The sequence below is a fragment of the Mucilaginibacter gossypii genome (assembly GCF_017569325.2).
Taxonomy (GTDB): domain Bacteria; phylum Bacteroidota; class Bacteroidia; order Sphingobacteriales; family Sphingobacteriaceae; genus Mucilaginibacter; species Mucilaginibacter gossypii.
On record NZ_CP071878.2, the window covers coordinates 5,377,957 to 5,403,504 of the forward strand.

28 protein-coding genes are annotated in these 25,548 nt (G+C 42.5%); 7 read left to right on the forward strand and 21 right to left on the reverse strand.

From position 1 onward, the window contains the following. Positions 1–183 precede the first annotated feature (183 nt). The 3 genes from J3L18_RS22610 to J3L18_RS22620 form a co-directional block, all read right to left on the reverse strand. Positions 184–1,191 (reverse strand): LamG-like jellyroll fold domain-containing protein, encoded by a 1,008-nt coding sequence (locus tag J3L18_RS22610; protein ID WP_208102401.1) that lies wholly within the window; start codon positions 1,189–1,191, stop codon positions 184–186. An 85-nt stretch (positions 1,192–1,276) separates the two neighbouring features. Continuing rightward, entirely contained in the window at positions 1,277–3,280 is a 2,004-nt protein-coding gene (locus tag J3L18_RS22615) for a M56 family metallopeptidase (protein WP_129567872.1), read from the reverse strand. A gap of 2 nt (positions 3,281–3,282) precedes the next feature. Further along, positions 3,283–3,654: a BlaI/MecI/CopY family transcriptional regulator gene (locus J3L18_RS22620; RefSeq protein WP_090534685.1), complete on the reverse strand. Its 372-nt coding sequence runs from the start codon at positions 3,652–3,654 to the stop codon at positions 3,283–3,285. 157 nt (positions 3,655–3,811) lie between these two features. Here J3L18_RS22620 and J3L18_RS22625 point away from each other — a divergent pair, with 157 nt between their 5' ends. The 3 genes from J3L18_RS22625 (at position 3,812) to J3L18_RS22635 (ending at position 5,694) form a co-directional block, all read left to right on the forward strand. Continuing rightward, positions 3,812–4,780 (forward strand): MBL fold metallo-hydrolase, encoded by a 969-nt coding sequence (locus tag J3L18_RS22625; RefSeq protein WP_223266078.1) that lies wholly within the window; start codon positions 3,812–3,814, stop codon positions 4,778–4,780. Next, positions 4,759–5,214 carry an MBL fold metallo-hydrolase RNA specificity domain-containing protein gene (locus J3L18_RS22630; protein WP_223266079.1) on the forward strand — a complete coding sequence of 152 codons (456 nt, stop codon included), beginning with the start codon at positions 4,759–4,761 and terminating at the stop codon, positions 5,212–5,214. The genes J3L18_RS22625 and J3L18_RS22630 overlap by 22 nt, the downstream gene beginning before the upstream one ends. A 177-nt stretch (positions 5,215–5,391) precedes the next feature. After that, entirely contained in the window at positions 5,392–5,694 is a 303-nt protein-coding gene (locus J3L18_RS22635; protein ID WP_129567873.1) for a GIY-YIG nuclease family protein, read from the forward strand. A 176-nt stretch (positions 5,695–5,870) separates the two neighbouring features. Here J3L18_RS22635 and J3L18_RS22640 read toward each other — a convergent pair whose 3' ends face one another. The 13 genes from J3L18_RS22640 to J3L18_RS22700 all read right to left on the reverse strand — a co-directional run bounded on the left by J3L18_RS22640 (position 5,871) and on the right by J3L18_RS22700 (position 17,909). Then, positions 5,871–6,728: an NAD(P)-dependent oxidoreductase gene (locus tag J3L18_RS22640; protein ID WP_129567874.1), complete on the reverse strand. Its 858-nt coding sequence runs from the start codon at positions 6,726–6,728 to the stop codon at positions 5,871–5,873. Between the two features lie 87 nt (positions 6,729–6,815). After that, positions 6,816–7,388: a Crp/Fnr family transcriptional regulator gene (locus tag J3L18_RS22645; protein ID WP_189549042.1), complete on the reverse strand. Its 573-nt coding sequence runs from the start codon at positions 7,386–7,388 to the stop codon at positions 6,816–6,818. Between the two features lie 98 nt (positions 7,389–7,486). After that, on the reverse strand, positions 7,487–7,912 hold the full coding sequence (locus tag J3L18_RS22650; protein ID WP_223266080.1) for a hypothetical protein: 426 nt from the start codon (positions 7,910–7,912) through the stop codon (positions 7,487–7,489). A gap of 105 nt (positions 7,913–8,017) precedes the next feature. Continuing rightward, positions 8,018–8,383: an SDR family NAD(P)-dependent oxidoreductase gene (locus tag J3L18_RS22655; protein ID WP_311084212.1), complete on the reverse strand. Its 366-nt coding sequence runs from the start codon at positions 8,381–8,383 to the stop codon at positions 8,018–8,020. After that, entirely contained in the window at positions 8,271–8,771 is a 501-nt protein-coding gene (locus J3L18_RS22660) for an SDR family NAD(P)-dependent oxidoreductase (RefSeq protein WP_262511167.1), read from the reverse strand. Before J3L18_RS22660 ends, J3L18_RS22655 begins: the two co-directional genes overlap by 113 nt. Positions 8,772–8,907: 136 nt before the next feature. After that, complete coding sequence (locus tag J3L18_RS22665; RefSeq protein ID WP_129567876.1) at positions 8,908–9,648, reverse strand: SDR family oxidoreductase; 741 nt, start codon at positions 9,646–9,648, stop codon at positions 8,908–8,910. A 225-nt stretch (positions 9,649–9,873) separates the two neighbouring features. Then, positions 9,874–10,812 carry a helix-turn-helix domain-containing protein gene (locus tag J3L18_RS22670; protein ID WP_129567877.1) on the reverse strand — a complete coding sequence of 313 codons (939 nt, stop codon included), beginning with the start codon at positions 10,810–10,812 and terminating at the stop codon, positions 9,874–9,876. Between the two features lie 119 nt (positions 10,813–10,931). Continuing rightward, a complete protein-coding gene (locus J3L18_RS22675) occupies positions 10,932–12,356 on the reverse strand; it encodes a DUF4097 family beta strand repeat-containing protein (protein WP_129567878.1) in 1,425 nt (474 codons plus the stop codon). Beyond that, a complete protein-coding gene (locus J3L18_RS22680) occupies positions 12,337–12,912 on the reverse strand; it encodes a hypothetical protein (RefSeq protein ID WP_129567879.1) in 576 nt (191 codons plus the stop codon). Before J3L18_RS22680 ends, J3L18_RS22675 begins: the two co-directional genes overlap by 20 nt. Next, positions 12,909–13,469 carry an RNA polymerase sigma factor gene (locus J3L18_RS22685; protein WP_129567880.1) on the reverse strand — a complete coding sequence of 187 codons (561 nt, stop codon included), beginning with the start codon at positions 13,467–13,469 and terminating at the stop codon, positions 12,909–12,911. Before J3L18_RS22685 ends, J3L18_RS22680 begins: the two co-directional genes overlap by 4 nt. A gap of 471 nt (positions 13,470–13,940) precedes the next feature. After that, positions 13,941–14,471: an AAA family ATPase gene (locus J3L18_RS22690; protein ID WP_129567881.1), complete on the reverse strand. Its 531-nt coding sequence runs from the start codon at positions 14,469–14,471 to the stop codon at positions 13,941–13,943. Between the two features lie 253 nt (positions 14,472–14,724). Beyond that, positions 14,725–16,032, reverse strand: a complete 1,308-nt coding sequence (locus J3L18_RS22695; protein ID WP_129567882.1) for a M20/M25/M40 family metallo-hydrolase — start codon at positions 16,030–16,032, stop codon at positions 14,725–14,727. A 2-nt stretch (positions 16,033–16,034) separates the two neighbouring features. After that, the gene (locus J3L18_RS22700) at positions 16,035–17,909 is read right to left on the reverse strand and encodes a M61 family metallopeptidase (protein WP_129567883.1); all 1,875 of its coding nucleotides are present in this window, start codon (positions 17,907–17,909) and stop codon (positions 16,035–16,037) included. 255 nt (positions 17,910–18,164) lie between these two features. On the opposite strand from J3L18_RS22700, the gene J3L18_RS22705 reads away from it, so the two are divergent. Beyond that, positions 18,165–18,446: a hypothetical protein gene (locus tag J3L18_RS22705; RefSeq protein ID WP_112657307.1), complete on the forward strand. Its 282-nt coding sequence runs from the start codon at positions 18,165–18,167 to the stop codon at positions 18,444–18,446. A 140-nt stretch (positions 18,447–18,586) separates the two neighbouring features. Here the strand turns inward: J3L18_RS22705 and radA are convergent, their stop codons facing one another. From radA to J3L18_RS22720, 3 genes are all read right to left on the reverse strand, one after another. Beyond that, positions 18,587–20,068, reverse strand: coding sequence for a DNA repair protein RadA (gene radA / locus J3L18_RS22710; RefSeq protein ID WP_129567884.1), 1,482 nt, complete (start codon positions 20,066–20,068; stop codon positions 18,587–18,589). 82 nt (positions 20,069–20,150) lie between these two features. After that, positions 20,151–22,436: a hypothetical protein gene (locus J3L18_RS22715; protein WP_129567885.1), complete on the reverse strand. Its 2,286-nt coding sequence runs from the start codon at positions 22,434–22,436 to the stop codon at positions 20,151–20,153. Beyond that, positions 22,366–23,391: a hypothetical protein gene (locus J3L18_RS22720; RefSeq protein WP_129567886.1), complete on the reverse strand. Its 1,026-nt coding sequence runs from the start codon at positions 23,389–23,391 to the stop codon at positions 22,366–22,368. Before J3L18_RS22720 ends, J3L18_RS22715 begins: the two co-directional genes overlap by 71 nt. A gap of 100 nt (positions 23,392–23,491) precedes the next feature. Between J3L18_RS22720 and J3L18_RS22725 the strand changes: the two genes are divergently transcribed. Together J3L18_RS22725 and J3L18_RS22730 are read left to right on the forward strand one after the other, a co-directional pair. After that, complete coding sequence (locus J3L18_RS22725; protein ID WP_189549044.1) at positions 23,492–23,872, forward strand: barstar family protein; 381 nt, start codon at positions 23,492–23,494, stop codon at positions 23,870–23,872. Between the two features lie 58 nt (positions 23,873–23,930). Continuing rightward, positions 23,931–24,416: an SMI1/KNR4 family protein gene (locus J3L18_RS22730; RefSeq protein ID WP_129567888.1), complete on the forward strand. Its 486-nt coding sequence runs from the start codon at positions 23,931–23,933 to the stop codon at positions 24,414–24,416. A gap of 160 nt (positions 24,417–24,576) precedes the next feature. Here J3L18_RS22730 and J3L18_RS22735 read toward each other — a convergent pair whose 3' ends face one another. After that, complete coding sequence (locus J3L18_RS22735) at positions 24,577–24,744, reverse strand: DUF3606 domain-containing protein (protein WP_129567889.1); 168 nt, start codon at positions 24,742–24,744, stop codon at positions 24,577–24,579. A gap of 133 nt (positions 24,745–24,877) precedes the next feature. Between J3L18_RS22735 and J3L18_RS22740 the strand changes: the two genes are divergently transcribed. Then, positions 24,878–25,117 (forward strand): hypothetical protein, encoded by a 240-nt coding sequence (locus J3L18_RS22740; RefSeq protein WP_091175686.1) that lies wholly within the window; start codon positions 24,878–24,880, stop codon positions 25,115–25,117. Between the two features lie 154 nt (positions 25,118–25,271). Here J3L18_RS22740 and J3L18_RS22745 read toward each other — a convergent pair whose 3' ends face one another. Further along, positions 25,272–25,511, reverse strand: a complete 240-nt coding sequence (locus J3L18_RS22745) for a hypothetical protein (protein ID WP_090534650.1) — start codon at positions 25,509–25,511, stop codon at positions 25,272–25,274. Positions 25,512–25,548 lie beyond the last annotated feature (37 nt).

The window sequence follows — 25,548 nt, forward strand, 5'->3', positions numbered from 1 at the left end:
TTGCATTGTGCCGGTGTTTATCTGTTATTACCTTTCACACATAGCTAATTTACCAGTTTTAAATAACAAATAAACCCAGACTGGAACAACCTGAAGAGTTGCAATACGCGGTTGTATTAAAAAAATAAGAAGACCGGAATATCATTAACCGGTCCTCCTATTTTTTAATTATCCGTGCAGCTCTTAATATTTCTTTGATATAAATAATTTATGAATTTCATAGGCACTCAAGGCCCTGTGATAAATCCTTACTTCATCCATAGCACCACGTACAAGGTACCCGTCCGATGAAACACCTGGGTTATCACGCCCAATATACAGGTCGGCATCTGTGTTCATGTTAGGCACCGGCATATTGTTTGTTATGTTATCAAGCACACCGTCAATATAGATACTTAGCTGATGTTTGGGCAGATCGTAAACACTTGTAATTAAATGCCACTGATTTAAACTAACAACTTGAGTTCCGCGTGCTGCGGCACTGCCGCCTCCTGTGCCGTAAGTTACAATACCCAATGTTGAAAACCCATAGCCCGTGATACCCCAGGCCCATCCGTTTTCAATGCCTGAATAATGCTTCGTTAATAGATTGACACCGTACGAGTAATTGTACTGATCTAACTTAACCCATGTACTTAATGTGATGCTTGTATTGCTTAAACGTAAAGCCTGGTTATCTTTTACAACAATATAGCTGCTCGATCCATTGAAATAGAAAGCACTGTTTGCGTTTCCGAACCTATCGGTTGTTGATGATATGTCATTGGCTTTACCGTTATTTTTATAGGGCGAAAAATCGTTAAGGTTATTATTGAAAGGGTAATACGCCAACAGGCCTATACTTAAGCTGTCCTTAACAGTTACCAGGCAGGTGGCTGTTTTTGTTTTGGCAGAATCAGTAACCCAAATCTTTGAGGTGCCTTCATTCTTAACGGTGATTTTTCCTGTTTTAGACACAGAAACAATCGAAGTATCAGAAGATTGCCATAAAAACTTTGAGGTATCAAACGAAACGGGATCTACCTTCAAATCCATTTGCAACACGTTACCTATGTAAGCGGTTAAAGTATCAGTTATTGTTATTCCCTGAAGCTTTACAGGCTGAGGAGTGGGATTGTTTTGCTCTTTATGACAAGATGAGTAAATGACAATAGCGATTAAAGCCAATAAAAGCGGTATTCTTTTTTTCATGTAATAAGGTTTTGGCTTCAAAGATATAAAACTTCGCATAAATTAGCACAACACTGCGCCAAAACCCATCAATACCAAAGGAAAATCAATTGGCGGCTTTCACCGGACTACCTGAGGCTGCCTTTTTCTTAGCAGCTGTTTTTGTAGTCACCAGCACAACACCATTTACGGCCCTCTCGCCATAAATAGCCACAGTATTTTTATCTTTTAACACACTTATCCGTTCGATATCGTTCGGATTAATTTTACTTAACGATGTACCCTGGGCCAGGGCTATCCCATCTATAATAATTAAAGGCGCTGATTTACCGCTATACTTGTCACTAACTATCACATGCTGCCTGGTGGTATCAACAACCAAACCGCCATATATTGGCCTGTCTTCGCCCGACGGATTTACAACATCCCCGGTTTTATTTTCGCCTGGTTTTGCAGATTTATCATCGGCCAGTGTAAAGCTTATCGGCACAGAATACTGTACTTTCACCGGCTTGCCATTCTGAATTCCAGGTTTCCAGGCCGGCGATATACTAAGCACTCTTACAGCTTCCTCGTCGCAACCTGAGCCTATCCCTCTTACAACCTTCATGTTTGATAACGACCCATCTTTTTCAACAACAAAAGTTATGATCACCCTGCCCTGAACATTATTATCACGGGCGGTTTTGGGATACCTCAGGTTAGTCATCAGGAACTTTCCAAACGCTTCCAACCCACCTTTAAACTCAGGCACCTGCTCAACTGATGTAAATACCGGATCAGAACCTGATTGAGCCGAAACTATTGAGAATGTTACAGGTGCAGTAGTCTTTGTAGTATCATCGCTGGGAGCAAGTGTAAAACTGATAGGCACTGAATATTGAGTCCTTACCGTCCGATTTCCCTGCATACCGGGCTTCCAGTTAGGCGATAGTTTTATCACCCTTAATGCTTCGTTATTCAGATCATCCGTAATACCCTTTACAATCCTTTCATTTGAAAGCGTGCCATCCTTTTCAACAACAAAGGTTATGATCACCCTTCCCTGGATCTTTTGTTCACGGGCTGTTGCAGGGTATTTTATATTGGTAGATAAAAATTTACCAAAAGCCCCCAGCCCGCCCGGAAACTCGGGCAAACGGGCAACCGCAGTATATACCGGTGAGGTATCAGCTGCTACAACCTGCCTTTCAAGTTTAAGAGGCTCATCAATAGTAATCTCCGCCACTTTACTGGCCGGCGTCGAGAAAACTTTATCGGCCTTAGTGTTGATGACCGTAATGGTATCACTATTATTAATTGTAGCTGATGACAGTACCATCATCAAAATAAACAGAGGGGCCGACAGTCCGTATTTAATAAGTGTTATGCGGTGCGATTTATTTTTTTGCAACATGATAATACGTTCTTTCAACAAACTTTTGTTAAAAAACGAATTAACCAAGTTGTGTGAAGGCGTATTAAATGTTTGGCTTAAAAGCAGCATGGCATAATCGGCCTTATCCGTACCGGCTTCAACAGCATGCCTGTCGGCTATAAACTCGTGAATATGCTTGATCGCCCGACGATAGAAATAAACAATCGGGTTAAACCAGTTAATGATCATCACCAGTTCAACCAGCAACACATCGGCCGAATGCCATTGTTTGGCATGTACATCCTCATGCGTGGCAATTGCTTCATTGGCCTCCCCATCGGCATTTAATTTCACGGTTTTGAAAAAGGAATAGGATACCTGTGATTGCGGCTGACTAATCACCTTTTTTAGCTTAAACAACTGCCAGATCAATCTGAGCGATAAAAAAACGATACCCGCCGCATATATAATAAACAGCACCTCCCCTATACTAATAGGCGATTCTTCAATAGGTTTAAAGTGATAAACCAATACCGGGCTACTGTACAGGGTATACTTTACCTGCTGGGTAATAAATAGATTTTGCACCCAATCGGCCTGGATAACGGGTATCATAAATGATAGTAAAGCGGCACTTACCAGGTAAAGCCTGTTAAGCTGAAAAAAGGTTTCTTTGCGAAGCAAAAGCACATAAAACCCGTAAAACAGCAACAGGTATATGTTTACCAGTAATAAATATTGCCACCAGTTCATAATTACTTTTCTTTTAGTTTTTCAATCAGTTTCATGATCTCATCGGCCTCTTTCAGGTCGATCTTTTCTTTCTTTACAAAAAATGAAAGCATACGGTTAACAGAGTTGTCAAAATAACCGCTCAGTAATTTGTCGGCAGCAAAATTCTGGTATTGCTCCTTGCTGATTACCGGGTGATACTCATGACTTTTACCAAACGCTTCATGCCCAACAAAACCTTTTGTTTCCAGGATCCGGATAATTGTCGATACCGTATTGTAAGCTGGCTTGGGTTCAGGTAACTGTTCGATAACGTCTTTAACATACCCTTTTTTTAATTGCCAGAGCACTTGCATAATCTGCTCTTCGGCGCGGGTTAACTCTTTAATTTCCATGTGCGTACTTTAAATATTAATACCTCGTGTATTAATGTGTTTAATTGGTTAAACTAAGGTAAGAGATGTATTTTATATTTACAACTAAATTTTTAGTTATTAATTTCTTAAACTTTAAATCATCATATTCGTTGTGATACTTCATACCATTTTATAAATGAACATAACCTTCCATGGTGCTGCCCGTAACGTAACCGGCAGCAAGCATTTACTCCGCTTAAACGACGGTACCAGCATATTATTAGACTGCGGCATGTTCCAGGGCCTGGGCGAGCAAACCGAAGAAATGAACGAACATTTTGGCTTTAATCCCAAAGGTGTAACGCACATGATCCTTTCGCACGCGCATATTGACCATTGCGGTTTAATTCCCCGGCTCGTTGCCGAAGGATTTGAGGGAAACATTTATTGCACCTCGGCCACGATGGACCTTACACGCATCCTGCTGCTCGATTCGGCAAAGATCCAGGTACAGGACACCGAGTATAGTAACAAACACCGCATCCGCAAAGGCTTGCCGCTGCTTAATCCTCTGTACACCGAAGAGGATGTGATGGAGGCCCTTCGCCTGTTCAAAATTGTTGAATATGGCGAAGAGTTTGAAATTACCCCTGCCGTAAAATTCAACTTTACTGATGCCGGGCACATTCTGGGCAGCGCGGCAGTGCATATTACCGTTACAGAAAACGGCAGGGATACCCACATTACTTTTAGCGGCGATGTTGGTCGTTATGACGATCTGCTGTTGAAAAACCCGCAAACATTTGAGCAGGCTGATTATATTTTACTGGAATCAACCTATGGTGATTCCCTGCATAAAGAACTGGGGCCTATTGAAGAATCGCTGCTGGAGATCATTAAAGAAACCTGCGAAGTTAAAAATGGCAAGGTAATTATCCCGGCATTCAGCGTTGGCCGTACGCAGGAATTACTGTACGCCTTAAACAGCCTGGAACTGAAAGGTATCCTGCCGGATGTTCCTTATTATGTAGATAGCCCGCTATCGGAAAAAGCAACCGAAGTATTGATGAACCACACCGAGGTTTATAATAAAAATGTGCAGGAAGTTTTAAAACCGATGCCAATCCTTTTGGGTTTAAGGGCTTGCGCTTTATTGAAAGTGTAGAGGAATCAAAGGCACTGAATAACGATCCGCGACCTTGTGTCATCATTTCCTCATCGGGCATGGCTGAGGCCGGACGGGTAAAGCACCACATTAAAAACAATATCAATAATCAAAAGAACACTATTTTAATGGTAGGCTATGCTGAGCCAAATTCATTGGGCGGCCGGTTATTAAAAGGCGATCATGAGGTACATATTTTTGGTGAAATGTATGAGGTAAAAGCCGAGGTCCGCTCCATCAAATCAATGAGCGCCCACGGCGATTATGACGACCTGCTCCATTTCCTGGCCTGCCAGGACCCCGCATTGGTAAAAACCGTGTTTCTTGTTCACGGCGAGTACGAAGTGCAGCAGCATTTTGCCGCGAAAATTAAAGCGCACGGCTTTCATCATGTTGAGATCCCGTACCAGCATCAGAAGATAGTTTTGGAATAGGGAGTTTAAACAAATAAAAACAAAAAATTGTCATTTCGATAGAGCATGGGGGGATATGAGCACCGCGCGAAAGAGAAATCTTATACACCCTGTAAATCCCCTAAGCACATCTCATAAATCCCACTATACCTCTATGGAAATGACAATCTTCCAGTTACAAAATATCTACCTTTAAAAATGTGGAATCATAATTATTACGTCTATATCACTACTAACCCAGGCAAAACTGTATTGTACATCGGAGTCACCAATGATATAAGCATAAGGGTTTTGCAACATCTCGAAAATAAAGGAACTAATAAATCTTTTGCGGGCAAATACTACTGTTACCATTTAGTTTACTACGAACATTTCACCCACGTTGAGCACGCCATAGCCCGGGAAAAGGAGATTAAAAAATGGCGCCGAGAAAAGAAAATTGCTTTAATCGAGTCGACTAATCCGGGCTGGGAATTTTTAAATCAAAGTGTAATCGACTAATATCAATTGCCACTCATTTGCATCAAACAGCGAAGGCAAGACACCTCAAACAAAAAGCCTTATGCAAAACACATTAATCTAACGTGGTGTATAAGATTTCTCTTCAGCGCGACCGCACAATCCCCCCTTGCTTCATCGAAATGACATCAGCTTGTATTTATATCTATGGCATTTTTTTACTCTTTCCCTACCTGTTTTATCACCGCTATAATATCCTCTTCGCCAAAAGCAGCTTCGGCGGCCTGATAGGTTTGATAAGCAGTTTCTCCAAGCGGTGTAGCCAAACCGAGGCCTTTAGCCAGGCGCAGATCTTTAGCGATATGTTTTAAGGCGAAAGCTGCCTGGTAATTATTGTTAACAATGGCATCGCCTTTTATTTTGATAAAGGGACTGCCTAAAGCACTATTGCTGATCAGCGTAGTTAATGCTTCTGCTTCAATGCCATTTTGTTGTGCCAGCGTTATTGTTTCGGCAAGGCCTTGTGCAACAATACCAAGCAAAGTATTAATGGCCAGCTTAGCCGCGTTACCTGCACCGGTACCACCAACCAGTATAACCAGTTTACCCATTTTTTCGAGGATAGGTTTAGCCTGCTCAAATGCGCCGGCCTCGCCTCCAACCATAATAACCAGCATAGCATCTTCCGCTTGTTTGACACTGCCTGATACCGGGGCATCCAGGTAATAATTACCTTGAGCCTTGCATGCCGCTGCTATCTCCTTACTGATAGCAGGCGAAACTGTGCTCATGTTAATGATTATTTTGCCGCTTACTTTTGCCGCAAGTAAACCTTCATCACCATGAAAAATATCATTAATCGCATTATCGTCTGATACCATGATAAAAACAACATCAGCAGCATTCAACAATAAGGCAGGCGAAGCAGCTACACCAATGCCCTGTGCCTTAAACGCCTCTTCCTTATCCTTGCTTCGGTTATAAACACTGAGCGGATATCCGGCTTTAATTAATTGCTGCGACATTGGAACGCCCATTTTACCTAATCCTATCCATCCTGTTTTAACTGTATTCATAGTAGCTATTTTATTTTTGTTTTATATAGATTTTATTGATGTCAATTTCTCTCTTCTAAGTCATCTAAACAGACGACAAAAACCTAATTACCGAATATTTTTACGGATCCGGCTCAATGATTGAGGCGTTACGCCCAGGTAAGACGCAATATCGGTAAGTGACACTCTCCCGGCAACCTCGGGCTGCCGTTCCAAAAACAACCGGTACCTTTCCGACGAATCGTAACCAAGATAGGTGTTGCGCGTTTTTATCTTCTCCATAAGCGTATGCTGCGAAATCTGATCGATCATTCCTTTGAGATAAGGCAGCTTTTCATATAAAGCCAGCAGGTTGCTTTTGCTAACAACCAATAGTTCTGTATCGCAGGCGGCCTGAATGCTTTCATCAGCGATCAGGTTGTTATTAAAGCTGTACAGAATGGTGCAAAACTGATTGTCCTTTAAAAAGAAATAAGTAACCTCATTCCCCTTGTCATTTCGCGCCATAATACGCAGTATGCCGTTGGTAATAAAAAAGAGCTGTCTTGCTACATGCCCCAGCTGCAACAGCGTATCCCCTTCCTTAAATTTCATGGGCTCAAAGGCTTTTAGTATAAGCTCCTGATCATCAACCGGGATAGGTTTTAACTGCTGTAACCTGGCTATAAGTTGCTGTTGCATGATACAAAGATCAGGTAAAATAGAAGTAAAAGCATCAATAAAAAAAGCCATTGTGAACGAAGCACAAGCCCTCTCTTCCGGGGAGGGTTTGGGTGGGGCTAACCCGCCTGCCCTATTTCCAATTTACTGATCTTATTGCCGGCACCAATCGTAAAATTAAAATAGGTTTTAAAATCGCCCCACTGGTCGCTGTGAAATTTGCCGTATAGGTGCAGGCCGTTTTGTTCCACCTTATCGATACTGGTAAAACGTTCATGGCCTAAAGCTTTTTCAAAAAAAGTTTTAAAGTCCATTTTATTACCATCATCAAAAAGCTGGGCATCATTGGTGAACAAGCTAAACCAAGCCTGCTTATCTCCGCTTTGCAGGGCGTCGATGGCTTGTTTTACTATCGGGTTATTTAACTTTTCGGTGTTCATGGTATTGATGTTTTGGATAGTTGCAGCAAGTGTTTTTGCAGCCTGAGCGTTTACTGCAGAAGTAATTAATGTGCCATATATGATATAATGATTAAGCGTTTTCATGACATGGTAGATGTATAATCAAATAATGCTACTTTTTGAATTAAATACAGGTAGCAGCTTATAGCTATGACTATAAGCTGCTACCCTATGTTACTAAACTGACCGTTAATTTGTTGCGCCGCCGTTTACCAACAGGTGTTGTCCGTTCACAAATGAGGAAAGATCGCTGGCAAAAAACTCGGCCACATTGGCCACATCTTCAACTTCGGCCAGGCGGCCCATCGGACAACTGTCAAGCAATTGTTTTCTTAACGCGGGGTAACTATCAGCTTCGGCAAAGATACCTGAATGATCAACAGCAAACGGTATGATAGAGTTAACTGTTACACCATGGTGACCAATTTCTTTCGAAAGGATATCAACCAAATACCTTGGCGTAGCTTTGCTGCCACCATACACTGCCATTCCGGGTACAGGGAATGAGGTTGTGCTTGAAGCGATGTAAATAAATACGGCCATTATCTTGTACATTTTTAGCAGCCTGCTGCATAGTAAAATAAGTGCCTTTTGTATTAATGCCAAATACACGGTCGAACTGTTCTTCGGTAAAATCAGTTACCGGGGTTTCCACCAGTTCGATACCGGCGTTAGCTACTACGATATCTATTTTACCAAACGCTTCTTTAGCTTCTTTAAAAAGCCTTTCAATATCAGCTACTTTACTTACATCGGCCTGCACAGCAATTACATTTGCACCCATCGCTTTGATGTTGCTGACCACTTCATCCGCCGATGCTTTATCGCGCGAATAGTTGATCACGATATCGGCACCTAATGCTGCATAACGTTCTGCAATTGCTTTACCTAAACCACGGGCCGAGCCTGTTATTACCGCTACTTTATTATTTAATGAGTTCATTATTGTTTTTTTTTGATTACACCGATGGGATTTGATTTCACCGATGCTTGATTAATGATTCTGTGATTATTATTGTCTTATTTCGTGATTCTTGCCGTCTTGCTTCTATCATTCCCCCTTCAGGGGGTTAGGGGGCTTACGCCATTGCACCATTAGCCCCGATATTTTGTGCAGAGATCCATTTGGCGTCGTCGCTTGCCAGGAAGGTTACTATTTTGGCAATATCTTCAGGCTCACCGATGCGGTTAAAAGCTGATAATGACGCCAGGCGGTCGATCAGCTCCTGAGGTTTGCCTTTGGTAAACAGTTCGGTATTTGTTGGCCCGGGAGATACTGTATTGACGTTGATACCCCTCGCGCCAACCTCTTTGGCAAACACGCGGGTTAATTGCTCCACGGCGCCTTTGGTGGCTACATAGGTAGCATAAGTTGGCATCATAACGCGGGTAGTGGTTGATGAAAAATTGATGATACTGCCGCCATTGGCCAGTTTAGTTGCGGCTTCGCGCATGGTATTAAATGTTCCGCGAACGTTGATATCAAACTGGCGGGTAAAATCCTCGTCGGTAGTGTCTTTTATTAATTTGGTGATCATGATGCCGGCGTTGTTTACCAGTACATCAATTTTGCCGTAATGGGCTATCGCTGCGTCAAACATAGCTGCTACTTCGTCAGCTTTGCTAACTTCGGCCTGCAGGGCAATGGCATCGCCGCCTTGTTGTTTGATAGAGTTTACGGTTTGGTCAGCAGCTTCTTTGCCGCCTGCGTAGTTGATAATTACTTTAGCGCCTTCGGCTGCTAATTTGTGAGCTACTGCTGCACCGATACCTCTTGAGGCGCCGGTTACTAATACTACTTTTGATGCTAATGTGTTCATGGTTTCCTTTGTTGTGTATGTTTTGTTGTCGTAGATTGACAATACAAAGGTGGCAAGGGCGAGGCCCCTGAATGATACACATATCAAAGCATTACATACGAATATCTAAGATTGGCTTATAAATTTTGTTTGAGATGGTTTAAAGTAGAGACGCCTTACATGCCTCTCCCATAGGACAAGCAGCCTTGTAAGTTATCAAGCCAGCTTACTTTATAGACATCTTTATTAAGAGGATACCCTATGGTGCTCCCTCCTGAACAGCACCGGCGACAAATCAGTATGCTTTTTAAAATAATTACTGAAATGGGTAGCTTCAGAAAAACCCAGGCGATAAGCAATTTCTTTAATGGAGAGTTTTGAGTTCTGCAAGAGGGCCTTGGCCTCAGTTATAGTTTTTTCGGCAATCCATGTGCTGATGGTTTTGCCGGTTTTTATTTTGATAACATTACTCAGATAGTTGGGATGAAGGCTTTGCGCATCGGCGTAGTCCTGCACCCTGAAAGCCTGTTCGGCTGTACCATTGCTCAGGTCGCGATAATGTTTTTCAAGCAGGCGTTTAAAGTTTTTTACAATTTCCGAGCTCCGGTTGCCTTCATATATCGGGTTATAATCTTTCCAGAAATATTCTTTGAATTTTAACAGTACCACCACAAACAGGTTACCGATGACCCGGTAACGGTATGGGCTATCTGAATTATACTCTTTCAGGATCTGGTGATATAAAATATCAAACTCCTCAAAAATTTCGGGCGTAAGTACGCGGGCCGGAAATGTTTCGGCCAGCAAAAAAGGGAACTCATCAAAAATATTGGCATGTACGTTTTCCTTCAAAAACGATTCGCTCAGCGTAAACAGGTATACATCACCAATACGCTCCCAGTTAAACGAACGGAAATGGCCCGGATTGGTAAAGTAAATAGCTCGCGGCTGTAGCTTATGATTTTGCTCATCAATGGTATAATCACCACTCCCATCTTTAATGAAGGCAAAGACAAAAAAGTTAAGCCTGCTCAAGGGCGATTTAAACGGCGTAGGCTGATTAATATCTTTCAGGTTAAAAACCGTAAAATCGGTATGTTTTATCAGCTCAAGTGGCAAGCCCAGGTGCTTGTACTGATCATAAAGTGTATTAAAGATCTGTTTTTCATTATCCTGGTGATGCATGACGAGATGTTTGCACCAAAGCTATGAGGGATACGGTAGATTTGCAATAACGGGCTAATCAATAAAAAACGGCGCATCAGTTACAATACGCCGTTTTCTATTTTAGATCTAAAATATTTTTAATCAAAGCTTACGCTGCCGTAACTGGTATTGATGGTAATGGTTTTATCACTACCACCTTTACCTAAATGACCTTTGTAGGTTTTTGTCGGACTATAGCCACGTTCACCGTCGGCAGGGGTTTTACTGGTGATGTTAACATCATGGCCGCTATAGTTAAAGCTACCGTAGTGCACAGTGATATCAAAATCAGCATTCTGGCCGTCGCTCACTCCCAGTTTTACACTTGAATATGATGAATTAACCGAAAGATTTTTCACATTTTTATCAACCTCTTCAATCTTTAACGCCCCACTGAATTTAACGTTGATATTACCCGAAGTAGTAATACGGCCAATTTTGGCCGAGCCGTAGCTTACATCAGCATTGAGTTTATCACAATCACCAAGATTAAGGCTGCCATAGGCTACATCCAAATCGCTGCCGGTAAGGTTGCCGATAGTTGCACTGCCATATTTAACCCTGATCTGGCAAGCTGGGTTGCTTAAGGATTTGGCGCTAAGGCTGCCATATGAGTTATTGATATTGAGTTTACCGCTCAGGTCGGGCAACTCGGTACTGCCATATTTGTTGTTAATGGTAAGCGGATTTTTGGCGGGCATGTAAACGGTATAATTGATCTCCATTTTACGCACAGAGTTTTTCTTACCAAACAGGTTGCCCCAACTGCCGTTATCATCATCGTTTTGATTGATGTAAGTTTTGAACGATACACCCGAGCCGTCTTTGCTATCCCTGATAGTTACGTTATCAAGCAGTTTTTGTGCTTTATCTTCATCATTGGCCCCAACTTTAATCTGTACATCAACCTTAACCTCGCTTTTAGCCCAGGTAATTACCGTGATTTTGCCAAATTTATTATCAATGTTAATCACATCGTTGCCGTCAACATTATAGCTTTTGCTGTAGCTTTTTGTTTTTTCAACTATATCGCCATTCTGCACCTGTTGCTCATAGCGCTCATCACCATTGTAACTGTAGCTAAAGTTCTGGTCGAAGTTTTTAAAGCCGAAATTTATATTAGGACTAAGCATCTCAAATTTATCAGCAAACTTCAAGCTGTCAAATCCTTTAAATTTCAAGCTATCCTTAAACTTAAAAGCAAGCTGTTTGTTCAGCTTCAGCATATTTTGCATTTTAAAATGCATTTGCTTTTGCTGCTGCACGCGCAGGTTGCTCATTTCCTTTTGCAGTTCGTGCATTTTGGCATTCAGCTCCTTCATTTTTTGCTGATACTCCTTACTGTCGGTTACCGAAGTCCAGTTCTCCACGGTCAACCCGGCAGCAGGCGGCGGCGTGGGAGGTAATAGGGGTTTTACCGGTGCAGGCGGGGCTGCAGGACTTACCTGTGCAAAGTTTGCTGTACTTATGGCTAATAAGCCGATAAGCATAAGCAGGGCCGGACTAAATATTTTTGGTTTCATTGTTTTGTTCCTTTTTCATCTGGTTAAACTGTTCAATTACATTTAATTGCTGAGTTAGCACCTCGGTTTGTATTTGCAGGTTCCGGATCATTGCACGTAAAACACGTTCCTGGTTAGGGCTGGTGGCTAAATCACTGTTTAGTCTTTTATAGGTGGAATCCATCTTGGCTATCTCGGCGCTGAACTCCTTGTATAGCTGAGGATCATTTTTAGATGCTGACTTAAGTTCGGTAAGCTTGGTTTCAACAAGCGATGCATAGCGCACCTGCTGTTGTGCGTACTCGGGGTTAATAGCGGCAAGGTCAACGCCTTTTGTGCCTTTTTGGGTTTGTATATATATGCCGAAGCCTATGCCCATTATGATGATGACCGATGCGGCCACTTTTAGCACGAAGCCCAGCGAAAAAGTCTTTGCTTCCCGCTTTTTTGGTTGTTCCTGCTCCTGGTCCAAAAAATTGAGCTGTGCCTCAATTTTACCCCACAAATCTGCCGATGGTTCTATTTCGTTAAATTCCTCGTTATTGTCGTGCATGAAATCTTCAAATCGCTTGCTCATGATACTTGTCCTTTCCTGTTTAAAATTTCAATTAACTTTCTTTTAGCTCTCAAAAACTGGGTTCTTGATGTGTTTTCTGATATATTCAATATTTGACCTATTTCTTCGTGGTCATACCCTTCAAGCAGATATAATGATATCACCACGCGATAGCCATCGGGCAACTGGTTCATGCCTTCTTTTACCCTGGCAACCTGGTACTGCAGGTCTTCATCGTCCCAGCTCTCGTCATCGGCAATATTTTCAAGATGGCCATCTTCCAGCTCAACCAGTTCCAGCTTTCGTTTGCGCAGCAGGTTGATCGACCGGTTTACAACGATCTGCTTAAGCCAGAGGCCAAATGTGGTATCCTGCCTAAAATCCTTCAGCTTGGCAAAGGCATCCACAAAAGCTTCCTGCAGCACATCTTCTGCTTCGGCAATATCGCCCACGATCCTAAAGGCCACGTTCAGCATAGCTTTTGAATACAGACGGTAAAGCTCATAGCAGGCTTTTTTGCTACCCTGCTTGCACTCAACTACCAGGTTGTAATGTTTATCAATATATATTGCTTCCAAATTCGTGACCGGCTTCAGGTTAATAGACGCAAGGCATTTTACAACGTTGCACGTATGTGAAAAATATTTTTTTAATAAGGAATAATTTTTTTGACAGTTTTAAGTTAAGATGGATTTAGATAAGCAAATCGCCTGAAAAATGCCTGACAAAATAGTTTGATAAAACAGCATAATCAAGACGTGTCAATGCTTCGTTCCTAATGATGCACTCATAAGTTATTGATTATTAAATATATTTTAAAAATCAACTCTATAAATATTGGGCGTTGCCTGCGGCCCGTGCTATGCGCTCATACTGCACAGGCATTAGTCACAAGGCTGGTATCCGCTCCTATCACTAACGCGGCCACCGCACAACATCGCTAAAATATATTGTACACGTTATCATTTTTTTCAGGATTTCACATGGTGGTTCCTCGCAATGAGGCTTTTTTAAACATCATCCGCACATCATCCGGCAATCCCTTAATCTCAAAAATCAGGGTTCAGATATTCATCCACCGCTTTCACCGCATTATCATACCTATCCTGCCCAAGGCCTGATATTACTACATACCGGGCGTTGAGCGCCTGGAGTTCGCGGTGCCAAACGTTCATGAAATATGCGCGCTTGGTTGGGAAATTGCGCAAGGGATCATCCTGCCAGGGCAGATCGATATCCAGCAGTAAATAAAAATCATAAGGATGGTGGGGCAATTCGTCAAGCACCTCCTGCGGGGCGCTGCCAAACATTTCCTCGCTCCAAATCTTTACTGTTAAAAAAGTAGTATCACAAATCAGGATTCTGTTGGCTTGTGGCAGCAGTTTTTTTTCGAGCGCCAGCTGGCCATGAAACATGTTTATCTCATCCTGCCAGGTGCAATCATCAATGAGATTGGCACAATACTCGCGCGAATACTCAGGTACAGCTATTGTGTTATAATGTGCCGCCAAATATTCGGACATCGTGGATTTACCTGTCGATTCGGGGCCTACAACTGCTATTTTGAGTATTTTGTTCATGAGGTAAAATTACAGTAAATAACCCCCCCCTCATGGGAGGGGATTTCCGTCAAAGTGTTCTTTTTTTCGCCAATGACAACAGCGCAGCTATTGGGAAGACAAAAATGTCATAGGAGGAACAAAAGTAATCGTATGCTATACAGGGCGGCTTTGCTGCTGTGCGATTGCCACGCTATCGCTCAGCAATGACATGTTCTTTTATTCTTTTCTGTAAAGGGAGCAAACTAATCTCTAATCACTAACCTCTAATCACTTATTCCGTTTTCTTCGGAACCCTTGTTGGTGTATCCTGGCCCGAAACTATAGTGCGCGAGCTCAGGGCTATCGCGCGGATGGCCGAAGTGATATTATTCACATCCAGCGAACTAAATTCATCGCCAACAGTATGATATAATTTGTCAATATCAATCTGGTCGGTTGAGATGGTGTGGGCCGGTACGCCAACTTCGGCCAGCGACGCGTTATCACTTCTGTAAAACAGGTTCTGGTCTGGGTAAGGGTCCGGGTAAAACTTAAAGGCGGTACCTTTTAGGTTCTTCTGCAGGATCTTGCCAAAATCAGATCTTTCAAACCCGGTAATAAATGCCGAGTTAGTGCCAAATTTAGATGCCTTACCAATCATTTCGATGTTGAACATAGCAACTACCTTATCTGCATCTATTTGTTTGGCAAAATACTGCGACCCGTATTCGCCAATCTCTTCGGCAGTAAAGGCTACGAAAATAAGCGTACGGGCATTATTGTTGAGCTTTTTATAGTATTTAGCCAGGCTCAATACCGCGGTTGTGCCCGAGGCATCATCATCCGCGCCATTGGCAATACTATCAGTTACTCCGGGCTTATCGGGTTTGATAATGCCCAAATGGTCGTAGTGGCCCGAAAATACCACGTATTCATTCGGTTTGGTTTTTCCAGGGAGGATACTGGCAACATTAAACAGCGGCAGTTCTTCGTTTTTGATATCGCAGTTAACATCAAATGATGCTGTGTTATCGAACTTGCCCAATACAAATACCAGGGGCCGTTTTACTGTGCCTTTAAAATTTGTGCTGCCTGCCCCAAGGTACGACTTAACCCGGCTAAACAGATCTTTAAACTTAGGGTCGATCAGCAAAAGTGTTTTTTTGCCGCTTTGTGAAGCTGCCCGGTACTCGGTCCTGAAATTTTTATCCGCACCAACGGTAACTACCTGTACATCTTTATCGCTTGCCCATTTAAACGAATCCGTACTGCTTGCAAACGCGCTGTCGGCAGCTATAGCTTTGCCATTGATGCTTACAGTCAAGCTAACAGGGGTCGACCGTACCATCGTAAAGTTTTGACGGTAACCGGTATTACCTGCCATAGGTTTAAGGCCGGCCTTTTTATATTCGCTTTCAATAAACTGAGCAGCTTTTTCAATGCCCGGCGTAAAAGTGGCCCTGCCCTGCATATCATCGGCCGACAGGGTTTTGATAATCCGGGCTACATCATCTTTACTAATGAGTTTATTAACATCCTGCGCAAAGCTATAAGCCGAAACGCTTAACAATGCCGCTGTTATTATTGAGATCTTTTTCATAGTTATTTGACTTTTGACTGTAGCCAGTTGTTACGGAAAGTTTCCTGTTCTTTGCTCAATTGTTTACCTGCCTTTTCAAAGGTTACCACTTCAAAGTTGGGGTTTTCCTCAAGCGTTATCGTAGTTTCATGGGCACCGGTCCGGTTTTTATAGTTTACCATGATCTTATCGCCCGGCTTTTTATCGGCGATGGCATCATTAAACCCTTTCTGATCTTTAATATCTTTTCCATCAACTTTCAGGATCACATCACCCGCATCGATGCCTGCCTTGTAAACCGGGGTACCTATAGTCGTGCTTGAAAGTATTGGCAAACCTTCGGCATCTGCAGCACGTGCCTGCCCGGCGCGGCCACGGCCCGGAGTAACCGCCAGCGGACCAGCCCAGCCTTTGCCCGGCTGTACTTTACGTAGTACGAGACCTGCTTTAGCTAACAGTTCTTCGTAATTGTTTTTGTCGGTTCCGTTGATGTAACGCTTAAAGAAATCGGCCGCAAACTTAGGGTTATTGGTTACTTTACCTAAATCGGTTTGCAGATCAGGAATGGTATACGGTTTCATTACTTTACCCCTGCTAAGCCAAACAGCACGCATATAATCATCAAGCGTCATGTTAAAATCGCTGCGGAGGCGAAGATCGAGCGCCAACGCAATAGCACCGCCATAAGTGTAATAACTGGTAAAATCGTTAACGTTATTATTAGGGTCGATAGATACTCCTGCATCTGCAAAAACCGAATAGCGGCTCATTTGGGCGGCCGAATATTTGGCAGCGGCAGGTGTGTTTAAGATCTGGTTTACCAAACCGGCAATGGTTTTGGTATAATCATCAACCGTTACAAAACCGGCGCGGGCAAGTAATAATTCGCCATAATATTGCGTAAAACCTTCGGCAAACCAAAGCTCGCTGCTCATGTTGGCGTGTTCAAAGTTAAAAGGCTCCAATGATTTTGGACGGATGCGTTTTACATTCCAGCTATGGAAGTATTCATGTGCATAAACACCCATGAGGTTATTTTCAAATCCTTCAACCTTGGGTGCCGGAATAGTTATAGAAGTTGAGTTACGATGTTCCATACCGTCGCCTGATACAGCGGGGTTTACATCGCTTACAAAAGTGTACTCGCCAAAATCATAAGTGGGCAGTTCGCCAAATACGGCTTTTTCTTCCAGCACCAGCTTCTGGATCATCTTGCCGAAGTTATCAATCACCGCCTGGCTATCGTCTGAGTGCATGGTAAGGTTTATTTTTTCTTTCTTGCCATCGGTATTTACTACTTCCCAACTGCTGACGTTATAATTGGACAGTTCGGTAGGGCTATCCATCATATATTGCAGATTGGGTGCGCTGTACACATTTGAGCCTTCATGTTTAAGTTGTGAAGCTACTTTCCAGCCGTATTTATCAATGTCGTTAAACTCAAAAGTAAGGGGGCGTTTATCCTGCCCTACCACCCACATAAACGTGGCGGGCATATTCAAGTGGGCATGACTCGGATCGATAGAAGCATAAGTACCATCGGTCCAATTGCCAAAAAGTGTATAGCTCACTTTCACCGCTGCCGGATGTTCTCCCACTTCGTAAACATCGCCTTCAATTTGGGTTAAAGGCAGCTCCTTACCTTCAACATCGGTAGCTTTAACGTTGTAAATATTTTTACCAAACTCATGGGTTGCATACCGGCCGGCAGATGAGCGGCTCATCCGTACCCTGAAAGCGCCTGATGGTGCCTGCGGAATGGTCATGCTTATCTCAGCCTCGTGATGGGCCGCGTTTGGAAACGATATGGAATAGTAAATAGCTTTTTGTGGTTCCTGCTGTGCCATAACACTGCACGCAAGTACCGAGGCGGCGGTAAAGAGTAGTAATTTTTTCATCAACTTAAATTATCAGCGTTGAAATTACTATTAAATCGCGAAAAAATAATATCAATATTATTATGCAGAAAATCGTTCTTTAAATAGGTAATGCAATCAGCAGCGGATAAAATGAATTTTTGCGTTCACTTCTACATATTAACTGTGGCAGGTTTAAAAAGCGTTAGTGTAAAGAACCTCTACACCCCATTTAAAAAGGCTTAATCCGGTCGCTTTCATTTTATTATATGTACATTTAAAGAAATTCGCCGGCTTATGATCCTTTTTTCAAAGAGAAATCTATACTACACCGATTACCAATGGACTACTTACATCCCGAATGATCCGCGTGTAAATGGCAGGCCCGATCATACTGCGTTCAATAAAAATGAAGGGAACGAGATGGTATACCTGATCAATAAATTAATGGTGATTTGGGATTACCGTTTTGCCAATACCGGCAATAAAATGGAAAAACTGATCCACAATGAACTTCCTGCCGATATCACCAGCCAGGAAGGTGTGCAGAACTGGCTTAAAACAAATTTGAAGTTTTAGAGTGAAAAAGCAAAAAGCGGAATGCTTAAAGCTTAAAGCCAATAGTTTTATGATCATTGCTATCTAACAACACTATAAAAAGATAACATGAAATCAATTAAACGCTTTGAGCTTTCTGCCTTAAGCCTTAAGCTCCCCTCTTATCCAAACAACAAGCTAAAAACCTCTTCGATACTACTTACAATTTTGATGTCGATATCGTAGCGGGACAAATCCATACGCTTTTTATCCTGGCCGCTGGCGGGGAGGTTATATTTGGAGATAAAGATCTGGTTAAAGCCAAGCTTCTGCGCTTCGGCAATGCGTTGCTCTACGCGGTTTACCGCCCTGATTTCGCCCGAAAGTCCCAGTTCGCCTGCAAAACAGGTTTTGAACGGAATGGGCATATCTTCGTGCGATGAAATAATGGCCGCCGCCAAACCAAGGTCAATAGCCGGGTCCTCAACCCTAATACCGCCGGTAATATTCAGGAACACATCCTTTGCACCCAACCTAAAACCGCAGCGTTTTTCCAATACAGCCAACAACATACTCATACGTTTGGTATCGAAGCCTGTAGCAGTACGTTGTGGCGTTCCATAGGCCGACGCACTAACCAAGGCCTGGGTTTCAATCAGCATCGGTCGCATCCCTTCCAAAGTCGCCGAAATAGTAATACCGCTTAATGGCGCTTCCCGGTGCGAGAGCAGGATCTCCGACGGGTTGGACACTTCCCTCAATCCTTCACCCATCATTTCGTAAATACCCAGCTCTGATGCCGAGCCGAAACGGTTTTTGATGGTACGCAATATGCGGTAAACGTGGTGCCTGTCGCCCTCAAACTGCAGCACGGTATCAACCATATGCTCCAGTATCTTAGGCCCGGCAATCATACCGTCTTTGGTAATATGACCAATTAAAAATACCGGCGTCGAAGTCTCTTTAGCGAAGCGAAGCAATTCGGCGGTACATTCCCTAACCTGCGATACACTGCCCGGCGTTGATTCGATATGTGCCGAATGCAGGGTTTGAATCGAGTCGATCACCACCATATCCGGTTCTAATGATTCTATCTGTTTAAATATGTTTTGGGTTGAAGTTTCTGTCAGGATGTAACAAGCACCGCCCCCCCCGCCCCCTAAAGGGGGAGCTACTATTCCACTTCGCCCTGTATAGTTTCCGCTGTTGGCCTCCCCTTCAGGGGGCGGGGGGGGCGAGATCAACCTTTCGGCACGCATTTTTATCTGCCGTTCGCTTTCTTCGCCCGATACATACAATACTTTTTGGTTAGGCATGTTAAGAGCAAGCTGCAGCATCAGCGTTGATTTGCCGATACCGGGTTCGCCACCAATGAGCACCAGTGAACCGGGCACTATACCTCCGCCTAAAACGCGGTTAAATTCTTTATCAGGCGTGGGTACACGATGTTCTTCGGTATAGGTGATATCAGCCACCTGCACAGGTTTATTGGCCCGCTGCTGACTGGTTGACGCAGGTTTCCAGGCAGGTACCGCCGCATTGCCTTTTTCAATCACCTCCTCAACAAAAGTGTTCCATTGCTGGCATGACGGGCATTTACCCAGCCATTTAGGCGATTCAAAGCCACAGCTTTGACAAAAATACGCGATCTTGGATTTGGCCATTATTTATTCAGATGTGCAGATTACAGATATGCAAATATGCAGATTATTTTGATTTTTACTAATTAAATTAGCAAAACAATATCTATTTCTTATCAGCATAAATCCTGAAGTACCCGCATTCTTTGAGCGCTTCTTTATAGTAAGCCGTGTTATTGTATTTCTCTTTTAACTGTGCGAAATATTTGTAATACGCATTCGTAACAGGCTGACTGGCTTTTATATCGGCAAACTTATCGGCACCTTTAAATTCCGGATCATTATATATTTCATTCAGGGCACATTTACTCAGCATAAATGTACAGCGGGCTCGCTGTTCATCTGTGGTGGCGTTTGTGCGGGCCAGTTGATAGTACTTCATCGCAATTTGCATCGATGTCAATTTATCTTCCATGCGCTGTTCGCCTTCATAATAATAGCGGCCGGTTGGCCCGGTAGCTACCACATCCGATTCGTAAAACAACCGGGCGTTACCGTAGTATGTGATATTGTAATAGGCATTCGCAATGGCATAGGTGTTACTGTATATGTTTTTGCCTTGCTTAATTTCTGTATTTAAAGTGTTAAGCGTTTGCAGAAAACTTAGCGGCGTATATTTTTGCTTTTGCCGGGCTGCATGATCACAGTCATGGCAGTCAACTAATCTACCGGTAAAGGGGTTGCCTGCAAGCACAAAATCTTCGGGCTTCATTTTTTTGAGTTGAGCAATAGCTTCAGGTAACTTTTGCTGATAAACCAATGTGATAGCCTGATGGTAATATAAATTGTTAAGGGTTATAGGATAATAACGCAACATCGTTTGTTCAAAAGCAGTTTTATCCGGTTTATTTAACAGATCTATCATGTGCTGCACCCTTGTGCTATCCGCATAAAAATCCTGTGCATTGTTGTTAAAGCATACCTCCCTTATTGGGTTGCCTTGCTTTTTATAAAGCCGCGATATGGCAAGGTTACAAACCGAAATGGCATTATCAAACCGCAGGTCTTTGATCTTAATCTTACTATCGCGCAGGTTGGCAAGCCAGTTAAGGGGCTCCGTTAATTTTGCCTCTGCAGTGGCATCCATTTTTTTAAGGTTTTTGATATATAACATAAGGTCGAGCAACTTGCCCTGTGCTACAATCATTTTATCGCCGGCGGGGAACTGGTTTTTTGCTGTAGCATAAAACTTACCGGCTGCGGTGTAATTGCTATCCAAAAAGTTAAGGTAACCTGCCGCGAGGTTCCAATAGTAAGGCTTGGCTGTATTATTTTTAAGGGCAATGTTTTCAACAAGCCGTTTACCATCGTTATCGGATTTTATTACCGAATCAGCAGGTTTACCGCCTCCTGTTGTGGCCTCCCGGATGTTAATCAGACGGCTTAGCAGCAGGTCCAGTTTTTCGGATTTTGGGTTGATAGCCGCGATAGTTTTTATAGCCCTTGCGGCATCATATTGTACGCCCATCATATGCCACAGGGTTATTTTCTCTTCTGGCGTTTTGGCGAGCCTGAGTGTGGCATTCCAATCACTTTCATTTTGCGGGTGGAAGCTCCAGAAACTCGGGATCTTTAATTTATAAGTGTAATCATAACAAAGACTATACAAGTAGTTTGATAGGGCGTAGTTTTTTTGCCTGTAATAATATCCGGCTATATAGCCCATTGTACGGTAGTAAATGAGGTTTTTAGGAAAATGATCTTTGAACTGATTGAACAATTTAACAGTTATTGCCGACGACGAATTATCCAGGAAGTAATAATAACGAACGGCTTGAAACCATAAACGCTCCTTGATAAAAGGATCTGTTTCGGCATCGAAGGCACTAATCAGCGTTGAAGCCAGCTTTACCGGCGAATGATTGGGCTTTACTTTGTCCCACGAATAATATTGATCGTTTACCGAATAAGCCTCACTTATTTTCGCCAGCTTCAGGTAGCTATAAAAAGCTTTGAGCATTTTTGCTGATACAGTACCGGTACTCATAACGGGGTATTTAGCGGGCAATACTTTGAGCGCGCCGGCTGATTTTTGGGAAATGGAATCAACAGCGCCGGCACTGGCTTTAATAAGCAGGTACTGAAGTGAAGCTTTGCTGAATTGATGGTTAAAATGATCGTACCATTCGTCAACAATAATATCGTTATACCAGGTATTGCTCCCATCCGTATAGCCTAAGCCATAGTAAACCTCGTTGCCGGTATAAAAGAATGGGGAGTATTGCTTGTTGACAAAATATTCGGGAGTGAAAACGGAATATTCTTGCTCGTACGAGTCGGCACAAGCCCAGATCATGCCTGCTATCGTTAGCGTACATAAACTAAAAACGAGCAGAAATTTGCGTAAGGGTTTCCTGGTTAAATTTTGAAAGGTCGATATTGGCCAGTTCATAGTAAATGATAGTTGTATGTTTTTGTTTAGGCAGATGCTGTGTTAATTGTTGGGCAGCAGCGTTCAATGTATTGCTGTCCGTTTCTTCAAGTTTAAAAATATCATTTTGTTTGATATAAATTCCATCAAGAAAAAAGCTTGTTTTGGCCCTGTAATTTGCCTGCCCTTCAATTGGTTCAAAATGAGCCTGATCGGAAAGTTGCCTTCGCCCTATTTTTCCATATACCTGGATCACCCGGCCCTCCCTGATATGAATAGCCCAGGAAAATAAAGGCAAAGCAATATCCAGCTTCAGGGGATATCTGCCCAGGTAAGCGATATACTTATCCGCATCATCGCTATTGTATATTGAATTGGGCTGCTGCAAATCGGAGTTGAGCTTGCCCATGTTGTAAAACATCAATACCCCGCGGTCGGCAGGAGGCACACCTGTACGGTCTTTAAATTTAACCTGGTGCAGGCGGATGGTTGCTTCCAGTTGTTTTTTGTTAAGCTTTTTAAAAGCCTTAAGGAAGCTGAAGTATTTATCCCTGGTGCTTAATGACCAGTCACAATCAACCTGTACTTTGGTATAGTTGATCTTCCTTTCCGCGGCCAGTTCATTGATCAGCTTATTGCAATGTTCGGCAAGGCTGACTACAGCAGTATCTGCAGTGTTTTCGAAAGTTTTATTGGTGATGTAAATAACCGGGGTAATATTTAAGCCCGCCGGGAGCTCATTAAGTTGAACAATCGCATTAGGATATGAGCGTTGTTCTCTATCGTTCCAGCTTACATCAAAAAAACGGATATAGGCATTGTTGCCGGTTTGCTTTAGTAAGGCTGTTTGCTGTTGATTAAGGTTGAAGCCGGTTTTCCAGTAATAAAAGGCTGTTGTGGCATTGCCGGGTTTGCGACAGGAAGCCGTTGTTAACAATGCAGCCATTACTATCAACCACCGGGAATATTTAAGCATAGGTTATGAAATAGGTTGTTAACGATGGTAAAGTAAGGGATTTTTTTTATATTGTTTTAGAGGGGATAGGCTTGCGCCCGTACCCATATAAAAGATGCTTATGGTAGAAATTGTTTTCTTGAATGAACCCGATAAATATTTTGATGAAGGCGAATTTATCGCTCATCTTCCTGCAGTTGAAGGAGAAGGTGAATTGTTAAAAGAGCTGAGTGCGGTACTTAAATTTCCAGACTATTTTGGGGGTAATTGGAATGCCGTTTACGATTGCCTGTGTGATTTTCATTGGATAGAAAAGAAAGGAGTTGTGCTGGTGCATAGTGTTATGCCCATGCTTACCGAAGAAAAGCTAAAAGCATATATAGAGGTACTTCATGATGCAACTAAAAGCTGGGCCATTGATGAAGCACATTATTTTAAAGTGATTTTCCCTGTAAAATCGATGCCGTTTTTAGAGCATATTTTGACGGATTTTAAAAAATAAAAACCTGAACTTCGACCCATCTTTGGTTAAGATCCAATAATCAATAATAAAGTAAGCTATGGAGATAAAATACATGAAGGTACTGAATGACAACCTATCAGTAACAGCAGCGTATACCGGAGTTAAAGAGGCTGTAAGCCCGATTTCAGTTGAAGAAATTATCGCCTTGGAAAACAAGTATAATGGTGGCAGACTATTTCCTGCAGCCTTGCGTGAATTGTTGTTTTTAGCCGGAGGGGATTGTTATGTACTGGATTATGGAATGAATGATAGTCAGGAACAGATGCAGGAGAGCTCCAGAAAATATATGACTGTTTTCGGGCGTAACAGGGTTATTGCGAGGCCTTTTTATGTGATAGACGTTTACAACACAGGAGATCAGTTTGTATTTGTGTATCTGGACGAAGGAAAAGATGACCCTGATGTTTATGAGGCTTTGATAGGATATAGATTAAATGATTGGATACATCTTGTTAAGTCTCCTTTGAGTGCTCTTATAGATGGCCGAATAAAGAGATTTTTAAGTGGCGGTAATCCGTTTTGAGAAGGTTTTAAAAACTTTCAACTTAACTGTATAAGAAAACAAATTCCTATTTTATATAAGAGGGCACACAAGCAGAATGCTTGCCTTATCTTAGGCCGAAGTTACGCTGCGCTAAACACCAGAGAAGTAGAGAGGAACTTCGGCCAGCATTATTAATACCTTACTTATTCAATTTCTTTTCAACTGCACTTCGTTGGTTGGAGCCTGCTGATTTTTTTGCCGCTTCCACCTTTTTTGCGGTTGCTCCTTCTTTGCGTGCTTCATAGTTCAATTCGTGTGGTTGCTCTGATACAGAGTTCCTTTCCACTTTTACTCCTCTTTTTGACATAGCTTTTCTTATTAGATGTAACAGTTTAACAACGTCACATTTCAATGATTTTAACCACCAGGAAAATAATTATCTTTTTTAATTAATTACAACTAAATGAAATGTAGCTTGTTCAGCTATAAAGAAAAAAGCTATGAAAAACCTATTTGCACAAAAAAACAATACCGGATTATGGATCACAGCCGGCATAACAGGAGTTTTGGCAGCAGGCGCGGGGATCTGGTTTTACTTCCGCGGCAAAAAATCAGATGAAATAGCCGGCTCCCAACAGGAACACGTTCAGGATTATCTTGAAGCCAAACACCCCAAAAAGAAAAAACATAAAACCGATGTGGATGAGCTGGCAGACCTGGTACATCATCAGGCAACCTGAAAAGACTGTACGCCCCTAACTGGTCGGAGTTAAGCAGCTGGCACACCTTCGACCAGGAGGGTTGCCGGCACGAACCAAACCGGAAGCAATACGACAACTATTATTAAGTAAACGTTATCTATGTGAGGGAACGTACCGGTACTTAAACAAGTATTTACTCTTCTGATGTTAGCATTACGGCGCACAGCGCCCTTATGGTTTCAGCTAACTTACCTTCCGCGTTTAATGCTATAAGTTCAGTCTCCCTAAAAACCCGTTTATGTGATTTCCCCTCGTGCTTTGCCTCAATAGTAATAAAGGCTTCGGCGTTTAAGCTATCAGGACCTGATCTCGTTACCTTTAAAACTTCGAAGTTTGGCTCGAAAATCTCTTTTATTTTATCAATTATCTCCATATCTCAAAAATAAATGTATTGGTTTTAAAAAACATCA

Excerpts from the sequence above, each read along its gene's own strand:
- radA (WP_129567884.1), bottom strand. The coding sequence starts at position 20,068 with ATGGCCAAATCCAAGATCGCGTATTTTTGTCAAAGCTGTGGCTTTGAA.
- J3L18_RS22665 (WP_129567876.1), bottom strand. The coding sequence starts at position 9,648 with ATGAACACATTAGCATCAAAAGTAGTATTAGTAACCGGCGCCTCAAGA.
- J3L18_RS22695 (WP_129567882.1), bottom strand. The coding sequence starts at position 16,032 with ATGAAAAAGATCTCAATAATAACAGCGGCATTGTTAAGCGTTTCGGCT.
- J3L18_RS22610 (WP_208102401.1), bottom strand. The coding sequence starts at position 1,191 with ATGAAAAAAAGAATACCGCTTTTATTGGCTTTAATCGCTATTGTCATT.
- J3L18_RS22635 (WP_129567873.1), top strand. The coding sequence starts at position 5,392 with ATGTGGAATCATAATTATTACGTCTATATCACTACTAACCCAGGCAAA.
- J3L18_RS22720 (WP_129567886.1), bottom strand. The coding sequence starts at position 23,391 with ATGCTTAAATATTCCCGGTGGTTGATAGTAATGGCTGCATTGTTAACA.
- J3L18_RS22640 (WP_129567874.1), bottom strand. The coding sequence starts at position 6,728 with ATGAATACAGTTAAAACAGGATGGATAGGATTAGGTAAAATGGGCGTT.
- J3L18_RS22660 (WP_262511167.1), bottom strand. The coding sequence starts at position 8,771 with ATGAACTCATTAAATAATAAAGTAGCGGTAATAACAGGCTCGGCCCGT.
- J3L18_RS22740 (WP_091175686.1), top strand. The coding sequence starts at position 24,878 with ATGAAAAACCTATTTGCACAAAAAAACAATACCGGATTATGGATCACA.
- J3L18_RS22675 (WP_129567878.1), bottom strand. The coding sequence starts at position 12,356 with ATGAAACCAAAAATATTTAGTCCGGCCCTGCTTATGCTTATCGGCTTA.
- J3L18_RS22690 (WP_129567881.1), bottom strand. The coding sequence starts at position 14,471 with ATGAACAAAATACTCAAAATAGCAGTTGTAGGCCCCGAATCGACAGGT.
- J3L18_RS22730 (WP_129567888.1), top strand. The coding sequence starts at position 23,931 with ATGGAGATAAAATACATGAAGGTACTGAATGACAACCTATCAGTAACA.
- J3L18_RS22725 (WP_189549044.1), top strand. The coding sequence starts at position 23,492 with ATGGTAGAAATTGTTTTCTTGAATGAACCCGATAAATATTTTGATGAA.
- J3L18_RS22735 (WP_129567889.1), bottom strand. The coding sequence starts at position 24,744 with ATGTCAAAAAGAGGAGTAAAAGTGGAAAGGAACTCTGTATCAGAGCAA.
- J3L18_RS22650 (WP_223266080.1), bottom strand. The coding sequence starts at position 7,912 with ATGAAAACGCTTAATCATTATATCATATATGGCACATTAATTACTTCT.
- J3L18_RS22705 (WP_112657307.1), top strand. The coding sequence starts at position 18,165 with ATGATCCTTTTTTCAAAGAGAAATCTATACTACACCGATTACCAATGG.
- J3L18_RS22620 (WP_090534685.1), bottom strand. The coding sequence starts at position 3,654 with ATGGAAATTAAAGAGTTAACCCGCGCCGAAGAGCAGATTATGCAAGTG.
- J3L18_RS22615 (WP_129567872.1), bottom strand. The coding sequence starts at position 3,280 with ATGAACTGGTGGCAATATTTATTACTGGTAAACATATACCTGTTGCTG.
- J3L18_RS22645 (WP_189549042.1), bottom strand. The coding sequence starts at position 7,388 with ATGCAACAGCAACTTATAGCCAGGTTACAGCAGTTAAAACCTATCCCG.
- J3L18_RS22700 (WP_129567883.1), bottom strand. The coding sequence starts at position 17,909 with ATGAAAAAATTACTACTCTTTACCGCCGCCTCGGTACTTGCGTGCAGT.
- J3L18_RS22680 (WP_129567879.1), bottom strand. The coding sequence starts at position 12,912 with ATGAGCAAGCGATTTGAAGATTTCATGCACGACAATAACGAGGAATTT.
- J3L18_RS22670 (WP_129567877.1), bottom strand. The coding sequence starts at position 10,812 with ATGCATCACCAGGATAATGAAAAACAGATCTTTAATACACTTTATGAT.
- J3L18_RS22655 (WP_311084212.1), bottom strand. The coding sequence starts at position 8,383 with ATGTACAAGATAATGGCCGTATTTATTTACATCGCTTCAAGCACAACC.
- J3L18_RS22745 (WP_090534650.1), bottom strand. The coding sequence starts at position 25,511 with ATGGAGATAATTGATAAAATAAAAGAGATTTTCGAGCCAAACTTCGAA.
- J3L18_RS22625 (WP_223266078.1), top strand. The coding sequence starts at position 3,812 with ATGAACATAACCTTCCATGGTGCTGCCCGTAACGTAACCGGCAGCAAG.
- J3L18_RS22715 (WP_129567885.1), bottom strand. The coding sequence starts at position 22,436 with ATGAACTGGCCAATATCGACCTTTCAAAATTTAACCAGGAAACCCTTA.